We start from the raw sequence: 15,779 nt of genomic DNA on the forward strand, positions 1-15,779 counted from the left end.
GGTGGGTCCGCCGGGATTCGAACCCGGGACCTCTCGATTAAAAGTCGCTTGCTCTACCGACTGAGCTACGGACCCATCCCTCGGCGCCACATAGTGGGTTGCCGCTTAAGCGCAAGCAAAGATGCAAGCTGGCGCATGGTGCGGCCGCTGAGCGGATCGCGCCAGCCGGGCGCAATGCCGGCCAGCGGCGCCAGCACGAAATGGCGCTTGCGGAAAGCGGCGTGCGGCACCACCAGCCCCGGCCCGGCCCAGGCCCCGCCCGACCACAAGATGATATCGAGGTCGAGCACCCGCGCGCCCCAGCGCTGACCGGGCCGGCGGCCGAAGCTGTGCTCGACCGCCTTCAGCCGCGCGAGCAGTTCGGGCGGCGTCTCTGCCGTTTCGACCAGCGCGACCATATTGGCATAGCGCCGCGTCGATGGCCCGAGCGGCGCCGTGGTGATGATCGCCGAGGCGGCCTTCACCCCACCAATCGCGCCCAGTGCCGCGCGCAGCACGCGGGGCGGATCGCCCGCCCGGCCGCGCCGGTTGGAGCCCAGCGCCACCGCATAGAGGAAGGGGCGTCCGCCCCGGCTTGGCATTGCCATGGCGGCCGCCTATCGCGCTTTGGATGATGCCGCAAATCGCCGCCGCCCCGGCCATGGCGCCACCGCGCGACTGCGACCGGTGCCCGCGCCTTGCCGCGCTGCGCACCGCGTGCCGTGCCGAGCAGCCGGAGTGGTGGAACGCGCCGGTGCCGGCGTTCGGCGATCCTCACGCGTGGCTGGCGGTGGTCGGCCTTGCACCCGGCAAGCACGGCGCCAACCGCACCGGCCGCGCCTTCACGGGTGACGGCGCCGGCGACTGGCTGTTCGGCGCGCTGGCGACGATCGGCGTGGCGCAAGGCAACTATCAAGGGCATGCCGAGGACGGGCTGACACTGACCAGCGCGATCATTTTCAACGCCGTCAAATGCCTGCCGCCGGGCAACCGGCCCGATCCGGCCGAAATCCACGCCTGCCGCCCCTTCCTGGCGGCGGAGCTGACGGCGCTGACGGGGTTGAAGGTGGTGGTCGCGCTGGGCCAGATCGCTCATCAGTCGGCCGTCAAGGCGCTGGGGGGCAAGCTGCCCAAGGCACGCTTCGCGCACGGCGCCGAACACCGGATGCCGAGCGGCGTGGTGCTGATCGACAGCTATCACTGCAGCCGGTACAATCAGAATACGGCGAGACTGACACGCGAGATGTTCCAGGCGGTGTTTGAGCGAGCGGCGGCGCTGCGATGATATTGACGGCAAAAACCGCCTACGATGCTGACCTGTTCGGCGCGCTGCTGGCTGATGCCGCCGCCCATGACGGGCAATTCATGCAGCGCTTGCAGAGCGGCTGGCTGGACGGGACAAAGCGGTTCGACAGGGTCGGCGAAGTGCTGATCGGTGCGTTTATCGATACGGCGCTGGTGGGCGTGGGCAGCATCACTTACGACCCCTATGCGCCTTCGCCGGAACTGGGCCGCATCCGCCACTTCTACGTGATGACTGCGGTACGCCGACAGGGGGTCGGGCGAGCGATCTTGCGCGAGCTGGTCACCCATGGTCGCGCGCATTTTTCGCGGCTGAGGCTACTCACGAATAACCCGGTGGCCGCCTTGATGTACGAAGCCGGCGGCTTTCAGGCGCGCGCGCTCGACGGGCAGACACACGAGCTCATGTTTCAAACATCCTCGACCAGCCGGCCGTAAAGCTGGGGCCGGCGGTCGCGGAAGAAGCCGAACGCCGCCCGGTTCTTCGCGGCCTCGTCGAGGTCGAGCGTCGCCACCAGCACGCCGCTCTCGCCCGCGCCATAGTCCGCGACCAGATCGCCGCGCTCATTGGCGATGAAGCTGTGGCCGTAATAGCTTTGCGTGCCGCCCGCGCTGTTCGGTTCCGCGCCGATGCGGTTCGACGCCACCACCGGCACCACGTTCGACACGGCATGGCCGATCATCGCGCGCCGCCACAGGCGCGACGTGTCGAGATCTTCCGCCTCGGGCTCGTCGCCGATCGCGGTCGGGAACATCAGGATGTCCGCCCCCATCAGCATCAGCGCGCGCGCGGTTTCGGGGTACCATTGGTCCCAGCAGATGCCGACGCCCAGCGTGCCATAGCGCGTCGGCCACACCTTGAACCCGCTATTGCCGGGGCGGAAATAGAATTTCTCGCTATAGCCGGGGCCATCAGGGATGTGGCTCTTGCGATAGACGCCCATCACCTCGCCGCGATCATCTACCATCGCCAGCGAGTTGTAATAATGCGGCCCGTCCTTCTCGAAAAAGCTGGTCGGGATATAGACCTGCAGTTCCTTCGCCAGCTTCTGCATGGCGATGACGCTGGGATGATCGAGCGTCGGGTGGGCGGTGGCGAACCAGTCCAGCTCCTGACGCTGGCAGAAATAGGGCCCTTCGAACAGTTCAGGCGGCAGGATGACGCGCGCGCCATGCTGCGCCGCCTCGCGCACATGCGCCTCGACCGCGTCGATATTGGCGTCCGTCGGCCCAGGCAGCGCGCACTGGATCGCGGCAACGGTGATCTCGGTCATCAATCGGCCTTTCAGGCGGGGATCTGCTGGCTGATGCAGTGAAAGCTGCCGCCCCCGGTCAAGATATGATCGGCGCGCAGGCCGACAACCCGCCGCTCCGGAAACAATGCCGCAAATGCGTCGACCGCGGCGGCATCGTTGGCAACGCCATATTGCGGCACGATGACGGCGGCGTTGCCGATGTAGAAATTCATGTAGCTGGCCGGCACGATCTCCTCATCGTGCAGATAGCGCCCGGGCGACGGCACCCGCACCAGTTCAACCTCGGCGCCGGAAAAATGCACCCGCTCGGCAGCGTGCTGATAGACCCGCCAATTGGGGTCGTTGTCGGTCCCTTCCGGAATCGCCAGCCGGCCCGGCGCCACGAAGCGCGCCAGATTGTCGACATGGCCGTCAGTGTGATCGTTGATCAGCCCGTCACCCAGCCAGATCACCCGGGTAAAGCCCAGATCGTCATGCAGGCGCTGCTCGATCGCCATCTTGCTGGCGCCGGGATTGCGGTTGCGGTTGAGCAGGCACTGCTCGGTGGTGACGACGAGGCCGGTGCCGTCGCCATCGATCGCGCCGCCTTCCAGCGTCCAGTCGGCGCGGATCACCTCTGCCCCGCGCAGCCGCGCCAGCCGCTCGCCCACGTCATTGTCGCCGGGCAGATCATATTTGCCGCCCCAGCCGTTGAAGGCGAACAGCCGCGCCTCGTTGCGGGAGCGCATGATCGGCCCGGTATCGCGCAGCCAGATATCGCCGAACAATTCCGGGATCACCTCGGCAAAGGGGCACGCTTCACCGGCAGCGGCGGCGGCTTCGGCATCGGCGGCGACCAGCAGCACCTTTTCGCCCGCGCCATCGGCATGGACCGCGCGGGCAAAGGCGGCCACTTCCTCGCGCGCGGGCAGCAGATCGTCGCCCCACAGATCCTCATGGCTCGGAAAACCGATCCACACCGCCTTGTGGCGCGCCCATTCGGCCGGCTGACACAGCTTGCTCATGTCCGCCTGCCCTTATCGTGCCTTTTGCCGCGAGGCATCGCGGATCGCTCTGAACTCGGCCGACTTGTACCAGTTGGGCCAGGCACTGCCCTCAGCCAGCTGACGGCCGAGCTGGTAGTAGATGGCGAGGTCATCGACCGCGCCCGACCAGTCCCAGCGCGCATCATATTCATCCTGCGGCTTGTGATAGCGGTTGGCGATGTAGTCGAGCGCGGCGGCATGGCCGGCAGCGCTGCCCCCCGTCGCCAGATCCTCGCCGCTCTTGCCGTACAGCATCGGTACGCCGAGCTTGGCAAAGCTGAAATGGTCAGAGCGGTAATAATAGCCGCGCTGCGGCTCCGGCTCGGGCGCGATCACGCGGCCCTGCGCCGCGACCAGCGGCTTCACCAGATCCTCAAGTTCCGACTTGCCGGCCCCCAGCAGCACGAAATCGCGCGTGCGGCCCAGCACGTTCAGCCCGTCCATGTTCACGCCGCCCACCGTTTGCGCCAGCGGATAGACCGGGTGCTCGGCATAATATTGCGAGCCGAGCAGGCCCGATTCCTCGGCCGTTACCGCCAGAAACGCCATCGACCGGCGCGCCGGCCCGGCCTTGGCCTGCGCCTCGGCAAGGGCGACCAGCCCGGCGCTGCCGCTCGCATTGTCGAGCGCGCCGTTACAGATATCGTCGCCCTTCACCGGCGCGCAGCGGCCCAGATGGTCCCAATGCGCCGAATAGAGCACCCATTCATCGGGTGCCCCCGTGCCGGGCAATATGCCGATGACGTTCTTCGAAGCCTGGCGGCGGATGCCATTGTCGAACGACACCGACATGCGTGTCTTGAGCGGTACCGCCTTGAAGCCGCGCTGTTTCGCGGCCGCCGAGAGCGCGGCGAAATTCTGCCCGGCGGCCGTGAACAGCTGCTTCGCCTTGGCCAGCTGCATCCAGCCGATCACCGCACTGTCGGTCATATGGCCATCCGGCGTATCGAGCTCCAGCTGCGGCCCGGTCCAGCTCGACTGGACGACGCCCCAGCCATAGGCGGCAGGCTCGGTATCGTGGACGATGATCGCGCCCGCCGCACCGTGCCGGGCCGCTTCCTCGAACTTGTAGATCCAGCGGCCATAATAGGTCATCGCCCGCCCGCCGAAACGCCCGGTCAGGCCTTTTGCCTGCCAGTCGGGATCGTTGATGAGGATGATGACCGTCTTGCCGCGCACATCGACGCCGGCATAATCGTCCCACCCGCGTTCAGGCGCGGTGATGCCATAGCCGACGAAGACGACCGGGCTGTCCTTCAGCGCGATGCGCGGCGTCACCCGGTGCGTGCCGACCACCATGTCGGTGGCATAGGCGGCGGTCACCGGCGCCTTGCCGCCCGAGAAGCGGATGGTGGAGACATTGGTGGCCTTCAGCTCCACCAGCGGCACATCCTGCGTCCAGCTGCCCTTGTTGCCCGGCTGCAGCCCAGCCGCCTTGAACCGCTCGATCAGATAGGCAACGGTCTTGTCCTCAGCCGGCGTGGTCGGCTTGCGCCCCTCGAACGCATCGGAGGCGAGCGTGCTGGTCACCTCCTTCAGCGTCTCGGTTGAAATCTGCGGCGCGGGGCTGGCGGCCGTCGTGAGCAGCAGGGCCAGCGGGATAAGGGTAGAGCGCATCGGCGATCCTTTTGACGGGCCTTGTCTTTCACCCGGAAACCGGTGGGCCGGGCGCGCATCTTCTGGCATTGGCGGCGGCGGCGCGCAATAATGCGAAGGGGCGGAAAGCCTGGTCAGGCCCCGCCCCTTGCAAAGATTCAATCCAGTGAGCGTCAATCAGCGCGAATAGAATTCCACGACCAGATTGGGTTCCATCTTCACCGGATAGGGCACTTCGTCGAGCGTCGGCACGCGCGTGAAGGTAACCTTCGACGCGCCGTCTGGCGCGACATAATCGGGGATGTCGCGCTCGGCCAGGCTCTGCGCTTCCATCACCAGCGCCATTTCCTGCGCCTTGCTGCCCAGCGTCACTTCGTCGCCCGGAAAGATGCGGCGCGACGCGATGTTGCACTTGGTGCCGTTCACATGGACATGGCCATGGCTGACCAGCTGGCGCGCGGCGAACACGGTCGGTGCGAACTTGGCGCGATAGACGATGATGTCCAGCCGCTGTTCGAGCAGGCCGATCAGGTTCTGGCTGGTGTCGCCCTTCATCCGCGACGCTTCTTCATAGGCGCGCTTGAACTGCTTTTCGGTCACGTCGCCATAATAGCCCTTCAGCTTCTGCTTCGCGCGCAGCTGCAGGCCGAAATCGCTCATCTTGCCCTTACGGCGCTGGCCGTGCTGGCCGGGGCCATATTCGCGCTTGTTGACCGGGCTCTTGGGGCGACCCCAGATATTCTCGCCCATGCGGCGATCGAGTTTGTACTTGGCGCTCTGGCGCTTCGACATAAGACGTCCTTCAACTGCTGTAACGCGCCCGCCACCATGATGGGCGCTACCCGGTCTTCCGCGCTGCAGATCATGGTGATCGAGCAGGGCCACCGCTTCACCGGGGTGCGGGGCCAGTTGCGAAGGCGCGGGCGATGTCAGAAGCACAGCCATGAGTCAAGGGCGCGGCACCAGCTGCGACAAGGGTGGACAAGCAGGCGCGCACGATTATGAGGCGCGCGATGGACGATATTGTGCCCGGCCCCGATTGCACGACGATGGCAGAGGTGCGCGCGGGCGTCGACGCGGTCGACCGCGCGCTGATCGCGCTGCTGGCCAGGCGCTTTGCCTATATGGCAGCCGCCGCGCGGATCAAGCCGAGCCGCGACGCGGTGCGCGACGAAGCGCGCAAGGCCCAGGTCATCGCCAATGTCGTGGCCGAAGCCGGCAGGGCCGGCGTGCCCGAGCAGGTTGCAGCCGAGCTTTGGGAGCAACTGGTCGAAGCCTCGATCGCCTATGAGTTCGACATGTTCGACCGGCTGCGCGGGTAAAGACTTCCCCAGCGCGACGCCGAGAACAACGCTAGCGCGGCCGGGGCTTGTCGAGCGCCGACAGCACACCGCGCAGCGTGCGCACTTCCTGGCTCGACCAGCCGGGCTTGGTGAGCAAGGTGCGCAAGGTGCGCCGGGTCGTCGCCACCCGGTCTGGCGGGTAGTAGAAGCCAGCACCTTCCAGCATCGCGTCGAGCTGGCCGATCATCCCCTCCAGCTCCTCGTGCGGCGCGGGCGGCGCGATGTCGGTGATCGTGGGTATGGCGAGCGACGCGCCCTTCGACCATTCATAGGCAACCAGAATGACCGCCTGTGCCAGGTTGAGCGAACCGAATTCGGGGTTGATCGGCGCGGTGATGATGGTGCGGGCCAGCGCCACATCGTCGGTTTCCAGCCCGGCACGTTCGGCGCCGAACAGCACGGCGGCCTTGCCCGCCAGCGCCCACATTTCGCGCGCGGCGGCCTCCGGCGTCAGCACCGGCTTGGTGACGCCGCGCTTGCGCACCGTGGTTGCATAGACATGCTGGCAGTCAGCCACCGCCTCGGCAACCGTGTCGAACACCTGCGCCTTGGCGAGCACGATGTCGGCGCCCGAGGCAGCGGGGCCGGCGGCCGGGTTGGGCCAGCCATCGCGCGGGGCGACAAGGCGCAGGTCATCAAGCGCGAAGTTCAGCATGGCGCGCGCCGCCTTGCCGATATTCTCCCCCAGCTGCGGGCGGACAAGAATGATGGCGGGCGGCGTCATTGCTTTGCCACCGCGCTCACGCTGCCGGCGAATTCCTCGAAATCGCGGGCCTCGCGAAAGTCCTTATAGACGCTGGCGAAACGGATATAGGCCACCGAATCGAGGCCCTTCAGCCCTTCCATCACCATTTCGCCGATGCGCTTGGCGGGCACTTCGCCGTCGCCCTGGGTTTCCAGCTGGCGCTGGATGCCGCTCACCAGCCGTTCCAGCCGCACCGCGTCGATCGGCCGCTTGCGGCAGGCAATGGCGACTGAGCGCATCAGCTTGTCGCGGTCGAACGGCTCGCGCCGCACCCCGCCATCGGCACCGCCGCTCTTCACCACCACCAGTTCACGCAGCTGGATCCGCTCGAAGGTGGTGAAGCGGGCGCCGCACCCCTCGCACTGGCGGCGGCGGCGGATTGCCGCGCCGTCCTCGGTCGAGCGACTGTCCTTTACCTGGCTGTCTTCGTGACTGCAAAAGGGACAGCGCAACTCACACTCCGAGCGGATAGATCGGGAAGCGCGCGGTCAGCGCCCCGACGCGCGCACGGACCGCCGCCTCGACCGCTGCGTCGCCGCCTTCGCCCCTGGCGCGCAAGCCGTCGAGCACATCGGCGATCATATGGCCGATCTCGCGGAATTCGGCCGGGCCGAAGCCGCGCGTGGTGCCCGCGGGCGAGCCGACGCGGATGCCGCTGGTCTTGGTCGGCGGCAGCGGGTCGAACGGCACCGCATTCTTGTTGCAGGTGATGCCGGCACGCTCGAGCGCCTCGTCGGCATCCTTGCCGGTCACGCCGAGCGGGGTCAGGTCGACCAGCGCCAGATGCGTGTCGGTGCCGCCGGCAACCAGATCGGCGCCGCGCTCCTTCAGCGTTGCCGCCAGCACCTTCGCATTTTCGACGACGGCGGCGATATAGCTCTTGTAGCCGGGCTGCAGCGCCTCGCCGAACGCCACTGCCTTGGCAGCGATGACATGCATCAGCGGCCCGCCCTGCAGGCCCGGGAACACCGCCGAGTTGAGCTTCTTGCCCAGCGCCTCGTCATTCGAGAGGATGAGGCCGCCACGCGGCCCGCGCAGCGTCTTGTGGGTGGTCGTCGTCACCACATGCGCATGCGCAAGCGGCGAGGGGTGGGCGCCCGCCGCCACCAGCCCGGCGAAATGCGCCATGTCGACCCAGAAGGTCGCGCCCACTTCATCGGCAATCGCGCGGAACGCGGCAAAGTCGATCGTGCGCGGATAGGCGGAGCCGCCGGCGATGATGATGCGCGGCTTGTGTTCGCGCGCCAGGCTGCGCACTTCGTCGAAATCGATCAGATGCGTGTCGCGGCGCACGCCATAATGCACCGCGTTGAACCATTTGCCCGATTGCGCCGCCTTGGCGCCATGCGTCAGATGGCCGCCGGCATCGAGGCTGAGCCCCATGATCGTGTCGCCGGGCTGCGCCAGAGCCAGCATCACCGCGCCATTGGCCTGCGCGCCCGAATGCGGCTGCACATTGGCATAGGCGCAGTCGAACAGCGCGCGGGCGCGGTCGATCGCCAGCTGCTCGACTTCGTCCGAGGGGTGGCAGCCCTGATAATAGCGCTTGCCCGGATAGCCTTCGGCATATTTGTTGGTGAAGACCGAGCCCTGCGCCTCCAGCACCGCGCGGCTGACGATATTCTCGCTGGCGATCAGCTCGATCTGGCCCTGCTCGCGCGCCAGTTCATGGGCGACGCCGGCAAAGACGGCGGGGTCGGCCGCTTCCAGGCCGCGGGTGAAGAAACCGTCGGGCTGCACATCGCCCAGCGTCTGCGGATTGGTGCTCATGCGATAATCCCCTGTTTGCCGAGCTTGTCGACCCGGTGCTGATGTCGGCCACCCTCGAAAGGCGTGGCAAGAAAGGCGGTGATGCAGGCGCGCGCCATTTCCTCGCCGATCAGGCGGGCGCCGAGCGCGATGACATTGGCATCGTTGTGCTGGCGGGCAAGCGCCGCCGACAGCGGATCGTCCACCCGGGCACAGCGCGCGGCCGGGTGGCGATTGACCGCAATCGAAATCCCGATGCCCGAGCCGCACAGGGCAATCCCGCGCTCGGCGCTGCCCTCGGCAATCGCGGCTGCCAGTGCGGCGCCGAAATCGGGGTAATCGACGCTGTCGGGGCCGTGGGTGCCCAGATCGTCCACTGCGTGCCCGCCGGCGACCAGCCACGGGATGAGCGCCGCCTTCAGCGCATAGGCCGCATGGTCAGATGCGATCGCAACACGCATTGGCTGAACTGGCTCCGCACAAGGGTTGAAGAATGGCGCCGCTCTAGCCGAGCCGCCGCGCGATTGCCAGCCCGGGGCGTGCAAGCGCCGAAACGCGCAAAAAACCGGGAAAAATCCATTGGCGTCGGGCGACGGGCGCGCTAGTTCAGCCGGGCCGTGACGACCAACATCGCCCCCGCCGATGCCCGTGCCCAGCTCGCCGCCCTGCTCATCCGGGTGGGCGATGGCGATCGCGCTGCGCTCAGCGACGTTTACCGGCGCACCAGTGCTAAACTTTTTGGCATTTGCCTGCGTATCTGCGGTGAGCGACAAGCGGCGGAAGATGTGTTGCAGGAAGTTTATCTGACGGTGTGGAAACGTGCCGCCGGCTATGAGCCGGGCCGGGCGAGCCCGATCACGTGGCTCGCAACGATTGCGCGCAACCGCGCGATCGACTGGCGCCGCGCGCAGGGCACCCGCCCGACTGCCCCGATCGATGACGCCGCACCGGTTGCCGACGACCGGCCCGGCGCCGAGCAGGTGATGCTGGCCGACGAAGCCGGCCGGCGGCTGCACTTCTGCCTGGACCAGATCGAGGAACGCGCCCGCGCCGCGATCCGCACCGCCTTTTTCGACGGCGTCACCTATGTCGAGCTTGCTGAACGACAAGGGGTGCCGCTGGGCACGATGAAGAGCTGGGTGCGGCGCGGGCTGATGCGTTTGCGGGAGTGTGTCGAGCAATGACCACACCCCATGACCCGATGATGCCGGACCCCGACATGCAGGCCGCCGAACTGGCGCTGGGCCTGCTCGACGGGGAGGAGCGGGCGGCGGCGCTGCGCCGGCTGCTTGCCGAGCCCGATTTCGCGGCAGAGGTGGAGACGTGGCGCGCGCATTTCGCGCAGATGATCGACGGCTATGCCGAAGCAGCGCCGCCCGCCGACGGGCTGGCACGACTGGAAGCTGCCCTCGCCCCGCCGGCTGCGGCGGCGCCCCCCGCCCCCATTGCAGCCAATGATACCGCGCCGGTGCGCCGGTGGCAGGCGCTGGCCGGCATCTCGTCGCTCGCCGCCGCGCTGATGCTGGGGGTCGTGCTGCTGCGCCCGGCGCCGCCTGTCCCCGCGCCGGTGATCGTCGCGGCCAAGCCGGTGCCGGTGCTGGTCGCGGCGATTGTCCCCAGCGGCAAGGGCGCGCCGATCGCGGCCATCTATGATCCGGACAGCGGCGCGTTGCGCGTGGCGCCCGCCGCGCTGGTCGATGCCGCGCACAGCGCCGAGCTGTGGGTGATCGGCGCCGATCAGGTGCCGGTGTCGCTGGGCCTCATGCAGGCCGCACGCACCACGCGGGTCGGGATCGCTGCCCCTGTCCGGGTGCAGTTCGCCCCCGGCGCGACGATCGCGATCACCGCCGAAGCGCCGGGCGGCTCGCCCACCGGCAAGCCGCAAGGGCCGATCGTGGCGGCAGGCACGCTCGCGCGTATTTAGGAAAGGCGGCGCCGGCCCGCTCCCCTGCCCGATTTGCAAGGGCGCTGCATCCGCTTTGCCATCCCTCTCGTAGCTGGGGCCGCACTCAATCAACGAGTGTTTCCTAGGAGGGAAGTGATGAACCATTTTATCCGTTTGACCCTGGTCGCCAGCGCCGCCGTGCTTGGCACGGGCTCGCTGATGGCCGCGTCGAAGAACCCGATGGTCGGCGGCGCCGCGATGTATCCCACCAAGAACATCATCGAAAATGCCGTGAATTCCAAGGACCACACCACGCTGGTCGCGGCCGTCAAGGCCGCCGGTCTGGTCGAGACGCTGTCCGGCCCGGGGCCGTTCACCGTGTTCGCGCCGACCAACGCCGCTTTCGCCAAGCTACCCGCCGGCACGGTCGACAATCTGCTGAAGCCTGAGAACAAGGGCACGCTGACGGCGGTGCTGACCTATCACGTGCTGCCGGGCAAGGTTTCGGCCGCCGATATCGCCGCCAAGGTAAAGGCGTCGGGCAAGGCGACCTATGCCACGGTGCAGGGCGGTACGCTGACCTTCGCCAAGGGGATGAAGGGCTATACCGTGACCGATGCCAAGGGCGGCAAGGCCAACATCACCATCGCCAATGTCAACCAGTCGAACGGCGTCATCCACGTGATCGATCGCGTATTGCTGCCCTAACCGCTTGACGTTGCTTTTTTTCGTGGCGGCAGCATCTGGCCGCTAACACACATCGTAGCTGAAGACGCGCCCGGCCCAAAACCCCGGAAATGACGGGCCGGGCGCACAAGAGCTGCCGCAATCCTCCCCCGCTTGCGGCGCTCGGGGTCCGTCGTCTAGCCCCGGCGGACCCCACCCGGCGGGGGCGGATGCTTTGGGGCAAGCCCCCGGCCGGGGTGCGCCTGCAAATTTATCATTGCTTTCGCCCGGCACGCTCGCGTAGCGGAAATCGCCGCTCTAGGAGATTGTCGATGAAACCCCCGCGAAACCGCGCCGTCCGCAGCGCGGTCCACCGCCATGATCATTTGAGCAAGCAGGGCCTGCTGGAGCGCACCTTCACTTTCGCGTTTCGCGGCCTTGTCTATGCGCAGATCTGGGAAGACCCCGCCGTCGACCTTGAGGCGCTGGCGGTAACGCCCGACTGCCACATCGTGCAGATCGCCTCTGGCGGGTGCAATGTGCTGAGCTATCTGACCGCGAATCCCAAGGCGATTACCGCGGTCGACCTCAACACCGCGCATATCGCGCTCAACAAGCTGAAGCTGGTCGCGGCGCGCAAGCTGCCCGATTATGCCGCCTTCCACCGCTTTTTCGCGCGCGCCAACACCAAGGAAAACATCGCCGCCTATCGCCGCTTCGTGCGGCCCTATCTCGACGATACCACGCGCCGCTATTGGGAAGGGCGCGACCTGATCGGGCGGCGGCGCATCTCGGGCTTTGCGCGCGGCGTCTACAAGCGCGGGCTGCTGGGCAATTTCATCGGTGCCGCGCACCTGCTCGCCCGGCTGAACGGGCTCAACCCGCGCAAGATCCTGCGCGCCGGGTCGATCGAGGAGCAGCGCGAGATTTTCGACCGCGACTTCGCGCCGATCTTCGACAAGGCGTTCGTCCGCTGGCTGACCGACCAGCCAGCCTCGCTGTTTGGTCTCGGCATTCCGCCGGCCCAGTATGAAGCGCTGGCGGGCGATTCGAAGATGGCGGTGGTGCTGCGCGAGCGGCTGGAAAAGCTCGCCTGCGATTTCGACCTGCGCGAGAATTATTTCGCCTGGCAGGCGTTCGGCCGCGGCTATCAGGATACGCCCGATGCCTCGCTGCCGCCCTATCTGCAGCGCGGCCATTACGAGGCCGTGCGCGACCGGGCCGAGCGGGTCGAGGTGCGCCACGCCAATTTCATCGATTATCTGAAGACCTGCCCCGATGCGTCGCGCGACCGCTATGTCCTGCTCGACGCGCAGGACTGGATGACCGACGAAATCCTGACCAGCCTGTGGACCGAAATCACCCGCACCGCCAAGCCCGGGGCGCGGGTTCTGTTCCGCACCGCCGGCGCGCCGACCATTCTGCCCGGCCGGGTGCCCGACGAGATTCTGGGCCGCTGGGAGTATCGCGCCGAGGACTCGCTCGACTATACCCGGCGCGACCGCAGCTCGATCTATGGCGGCGTCCACCTCTATGTGCTGAAAGGGTGAGGCACTGAGCACCGACCATGCCGGGCACATGGATGCGATCTATCGCACCCAGCGCCATTTCTATGATCTGACCCGCAAATATTATCTGCTCGGCCGCGACCGGCTGATCGCGGGGCTGGCGCCGCCGCCGGGCGGCACGGTGCTCGAAATCGGCTGCGGCACCGGGCGCAACCTGATCGCGGCGGCGAAGCGCTTTCCCCAGGCGCGCTATTTCGGGATCGACATTTCGGAGGCGATGCTGGAGACGGCGCGCGCCAATGCGGCGAAGGCGGGGCTCGCCGACCGCATCGCCTTTGCGCAGGGCGATGCGACCGATTTCGATCCGGTGGCGCTGTTCGGCACCGCCCGGTTCGACCGCATCTTCCAGAGCTATACACTGTCGATGATTCCCGACTGGGAAGGCGCGCTGAACCAGGGCGCGCAGCTGCTGGCGCCGGGCGGGCGGCTCGACATTGTCGATTTCGGCCAGCAGGAAGGGCTGCCGGCGCCGTTCAGAGCGCTGCTGTTCGCCTGGCTGCGCCAGTTTGACGTGACGCCGCGGGCAACGCTGGGCGCGGCGCTGGCGCGGATCGGCGGGGCGCATAAGTTGACAGTCTCGTTTACACCCATTTATCGCGGTTACGCGTGGACAGGGCGTCTTTCGGCATGAGCCCGCCGGCGCTGGCGCGATCGCTGGGGCTGGCCGGCCTTGCCCCGCAAATCGCTGTAATCCTTACGCTTTTACAGCATGATCCGGCCACGCGCTTTGCCGCGCTGGCGCTGGGCTTTGCCTATGCGGCGCTGATCCTGAGCTTTCTGGGCGGGCTGTGGTGGGGGCTGGCGGCGCGCACGGAACAGCCGCCCGCCTGGCTTTGGGTGGCGGCCGTCATCCCCTCGCTCGTCGCGCTGGGAAGCGCGCTGCCCTGGGCACAGGGCCAGCCCTGGCCCGGCCCTTCGCTCGTCCTGCTGGGCGCGGCGCTGATTGCAGCACTCGGCGTCGATGTCCTGCTGCAGCGCGCCGGCATCGCCCCGCCCTGGTGGCTGAGCCTCAGGGTGCCGCTGTCGCTGGGGCTGGGCGGCATGACGGTGGCCGCCGCGTTTCTTTGACAGGTATTTCTGCGGGCCACCGCCGCAACCCGCTTTTAATGTTGTAAATCTTCAATTATTCTTCGGCAGCATCGATGATGGGGGCATGGATGATCCGCTTGTGCGCGCTGGTGCTGGCGCTGGTGACGGGGGTGTTCGCGGCCGCGCCGGCGCGCGCGGAATGGCTGGAGGCGAGCAACAGCCATTTCGTGATCTATGGCGACCTGAAGCGCGAGGAGATGCAGCGCTTTGCCGACCGGCTGGAGCGGTTCGACGCGGCGCTGCGCGTGGGGCTGAACCTGAAAGACGCGATCACCGTGCCGTCCAACCGGGTGGTCGTTTATGTGGTGCGCAACCAGGGCGTGATCCAGGAGCTGGGCCGCAGCAGTTCGGTCGCCGGCTTCTATATGGCGCGCGTCGAAGGCCCGGTTGCCTTCACCCCCCGCAAGACGGACAGCGACGACAAATATTTCAACCCCGAACTCGTGCTGTTCCACGAATATGTCCACCATCTGATGCTGAACAACAGCAATGCCTATTATCCGGGCTGGGTGACCGAAGGGATGGCGGAATTCTTCGCCGTCGCCCGGATGGAGGCCAATGGCGATGTCACCACCGGTCTGCCCAACAATGCGCGCGGCTATTCGATTTTCAGCGAAAGCGTGGTGTCGATCAACGATCTGCTCAATGCAGACGCCAATCGCGGGCGCGGGGTGGACGGAGACCAGCTTTATGCGCGCGGCTGGCTGCTGATCCATTACCTGTTGCTGGGCGGCAAGCGGGATGGCCAGTTCACCCGTTACATGGAGCTGATCAACGCCCGCAAGGCGCCGCTCGAAGCGGCCACCCAAGCCTTTGGCAAGCTGTCCACGCTCGACCGCGAGCTGAACGACTATCGCATGAAGCCGCTGAAGTCGGTCACCATCCGCGCCGCCGATCTGAAGCCGGTGCCGGTCGCCATCCGGCCGCTCGACGCCGCCGAGGCGCAGATGATGCCGCTGCGGCTGCGCTCGACCGCCGGCGTTGATGAAAAGGGCGCCAAGGCACTGGTCGCACCTGCGCGCAAGATTGCCGCCAGCTATCCCAACCATGCCTGGGTGCAGCGGGTGCTGGCCGAAATCGAATTCGATGCCGGCAACGATACCGAAGCCGGCGCCGCCGCCGACCGCGCGCTGGCGGTGGAGCCCAGCAATGTGATGGCGCTGATCTACAAGGGGCTGCTCGAACAGCGGCGCGCCGCCGCCGCCAAGCCCAGCAATCCGGATTACTGGAAGGCGGCGCGGCGCTGGTTCATGAAGGCGAACCGCGCCGACCCCGATTATGCCTATCCCTTCACGCTGTTCTACGGCAGTTTTGCCGGTGCGGGCGAAACGCCCAATGCCAGCGCCATTGCCGGGCTGGAACGCGCGGTGGAACTGGCGCCGCAGGTCGACGCGCTGCGCATGATGCTGGCGTTCGAACGGCTGCGCAGCGGCGACCTGGCGGCTATGCGTGTGGCGCTGCTGCCGGTTTCGGCCGATCCGCATGGCGGCGGCGACAATCTGGCGACGAAACTGATCGCGCTGATCGACCAGGGCGCCGATGTCGCGGCGGTGCGCGCCGAGTTGGCAAAGCGCAG

19 protein-coding genes and 1 tRNA gene are annotated in these 15,779 nt (G+C 67.1%); 10 read left to right on the forward strand and 10 right to left on the reverse strand.

Annotation, left to right across the window (positions count from 1 at the left end):
* Positions 1-2 precede the first annotated feature (2 nt).
* Both K2Y03_RS01140 and folK read right to left on the reverse strand, forming a co-directional pair.
* A tRNA-Lys gene (locus K2Y03_RS01140) sits at positions 3-75 on the reverse strand.
* Positions 66-587 carry a 2-amino-4-hydroxy-6-hydroxymethyldihydropteridine diphosphokinase gene (gene folK / locus K2Y03_RS01145; RefSeq protein WP_294087612.1) on the reverse strand — a complete coding sequence of 174 codons (522 nt, stop codon included), beginning with the start codon at positions 585-587 and terminating at the stop codon, positions 66-68. Before folK ends, K2Y03_RS01140 begins: the two co-directional genes overlap by 10 nt.
* Positions 588-613: 26 nt before the next feature.
* Here folK and K2Y03_RS01150 point away from each other — a divergent pair, with 26 nt between their 5' ends.
* Positions 614-1,264 carry a uracil-DNA glycosylase gene (locus K2Y03_RS01150; protein WP_294087646.1) on the forward strand — a complete coding sequence of 217 codons (651 nt, stop codon included), beginning with the start codon at positions 614-616 and terminating at the stop codon, positions 1,262-1,264.
* Positions 1,261-1,719 carry a GNAT family N-acetyltransferase gene (locus K2Y03_RS01155; RefSeq protein ID WP_294087615.1) on the forward strand — a complete coding sequence of 153 codons (459 nt, stop codon included), beginning with the start codon at positions 1,261-1,263 and terminating at the stop codon, positions 1,717-1,719. The genes K2Y03_RS01150 and K2Y03_RS01155 overlap by 4 nt, the downstream gene beginning before the upstream one ends.
* On the opposite strand, the gene aguB is transcribed toward K2Y03_RS01155, so the two are convergent.
* From aguB to rpsD, 4 genes are all read right to left on the reverse strand, one after another.
* Positions 1,692-2,555: an N-carbamoylputrescine amidase gene (gene aguB / locus K2Y03_RS01160; protein ID WP_294087616.1), complete on the reverse strand. Its 864-nt coding sequence runs from the start codon at positions 2,553-2,555 to the stop codon at positions 1,692-1,694. The genes K2Y03_RS01155 and aguB overlap by 28 nt on opposite strands.
* 11 nt (positions 2,556-2,566) lie before the next feature.
* A complete protein-coding gene (locus K2Y03_RS01165; protein ID WP_294087618.1) occupies positions 2,567-3,541 on the reverse strand; it encodes an agmatine deiminase family protein in 975 nt (324 codons plus the stop codon).
* 12 nt (positions 3,542-3,553) lie between these two features.
* A complete protein-coding gene (locus K2Y03_RS01170) occupies positions 3,554-5,179 on the reverse strand; it encodes a M28 family metallopeptidase (RefSeq protein WP_294087620.1) in 1,626 nt (541 codons plus the stop codon).
* 156 nt (positions 5,180-5,335) lie between these two features.
* Positions 5,336-5,950 (reverse strand): 30S ribosomal protein S4, encoded by a 615-nt coding sequence (rpsD, locus tag K2Y03_RS01175; RefSeq protein WP_294087622.1) that lies wholly within the window; start codon positions 5,948-5,950, stop codon positions 5,336-5,338.
* 221 nt (positions 5,951-6,171) lie between these two features.
* On the opposite strand from rpsD, the gene K2Y03_RS01180 reads away from it, so the two are divergent.
* The gene (locus tag K2Y03_RS01180) at positions 6,172-6,480 is read left to right on the forward strand and encodes a chorismate mutase (protein ID WP_294087625.1); all 309 of its coding nucleotides are present in this window, start codon (positions 6,172-6,174) and stop codon (positions 6,478-6,480) included.
* Positions 6,481-6,511: 31 nt separating this feature from the next.
* Here the strand turns inward: K2Y03_RS01180 and K2Y03_RS01185 are convergent, their stop codons facing one another.
* Genes K2Y03_RS01185 through rpiB form a run of 4 tightly spaced genes read right to left on the reverse strand, consistent with a single transcriptional unit; the run spans position 6,512 to position 9,456 of the window.
* Positions 6,512-7,225 carry an RNA methyltransferase gene (locus K2Y03_RS01185; RefSeq protein ID WP_294087626.1) on the reverse strand — a complete coding sequence of 238 codons (714 nt, stop codon included), beginning with the start codon at positions 7,223-7,225 and terminating at the stop codon, positions 6,512-6,514.
* A complete protein-coding gene (gene nrdR / locus K2Y03_RS01190; protein ID WP_294087627.1) occupies positions 7,222-7,698 on the reverse strand; it encodes a transcriptional regulator NrdR in 477 nt (158 codons plus the stop codon). The genes K2Y03_RS01185 and nrdR overlap by 4 nt, the downstream gene beginning before the upstream one ends.
* A 1-nt stretch (position 7,699) precedes the next feature.
* A complete protein-coding gene (gene glyA, locus K2Y03_RS01195; protein ID WP_294087629.1) occupies positions 7,700-9,016 on the reverse strand; it encodes a serine hydroxymethyltransferase in 1,317 nt (438 codons plus the stop codon).
* A complete protein-coding gene (rpiB, locus tag K2Y03_RS01200) occupies positions 9,013-9,456 on the reverse strand; it encodes a ribose 5-phosphate isomerase B (protein ID WP_294087631.1) in 444 nt (147 codons plus the stop codon). Before rpiB ends, glyA begins: the two co-directional genes overlap by 4 nt.
* A 156-nt stretch (positions 9,457-9,612) precedes the next feature.
* On the opposite strand from rpiB, the gene K2Y03_RS01205 reads away from it, so the two are divergent.
* The 7 genes from K2Y03_RS01205 to K2Y03_RS01235 form a co-directional block, all read left to right on the forward strand.
* Positions 9,613-10,179 (forward strand): sigma-70 family RNA polymerase sigma factor, encoded by a 567-nt coding sequence (locus tag K2Y03_RS01205; RefSeq protein ID WP_294087633.1) that lies wholly within the window; start codon positions 9,613-9,615, stop codon positions 10,177-10,179.
* Entirely contained in the window at positions 10,176-10,919 is a 744-nt protein-coding gene (locus tag K2Y03_RS01210; RefSeq protein WP_294087635.1) for an anti-sigma factor, read from the forward strand. Before K2Y03_RS01205 ends, K2Y03_RS01210 begins: the two co-directional genes overlap by 4 nt.
* Before the next feature lie 117 nt (positions 10,920-11,036).
* Complete coding sequence (locus tag K2Y03_RS01215; RefSeq protein WP_294087637.1) at positions 11,037-11,588, forward strand: fasciclin domain-containing protein; 552 nt, start codon at positions 11,037-11,039, stop codon at positions 11,586-11,588.
* A 290-nt stretch (positions 11,589-11,878) separates the two neighbouring features.
* Complete coding sequence (locus K2Y03_RS01220) at positions 11,879-13,096, forward strand: DUF3419 family protein (RefSeq protein WP_294087638.1); 1,218 nt, start codon at positions 11,879-11,881, stop codon at positions 13,094-13,096.
* 28 nt (positions 13,097-13,124) lie between these two features.
* Complete coding sequence (locus tag K2Y03_RS01225) at positions 13,125-13,745, forward strand: class I SAM-dependent methyltransferase (protein WP_294087639.1); 621 nt, start codon at positions 13,125-13,127, stop codon at positions 13,743-13,745.
* Positions 13,742-14,182 (forward strand): DUF3429 domain-containing protein, encoded by a 441-nt coding sequence (locus K2Y03_RS01230; RefSeq protein WP_294087642.1) that lies wholly within the window; start codon positions 13,742-13,744, stop codon positions 14,180-14,182. Before K2Y03_RS01225 ends, K2Y03_RS01230 begins: the two co-directional genes overlap by 4 nt.
* 89 nt (positions 14,183-14,271) lie before the next feature.
* A partial coding sequence (locus tag K2Y03_RS01235) for a DUF1570 domain-containing protein (protein ID WP_294087644.1) occupies positions 14,272-15,779 on the forward strand: 1,508 nt, incomplete at its 3' end.

Origin of the sequence: Sphingomonas sp. (assembly GCF_019746015.1) — a bacterium.
GTDB lineage: Bacteria > Pseudomonadota > Alphaproteobacteria > Sphingomonadales > Sphingomonadaceae > Sphingomonas.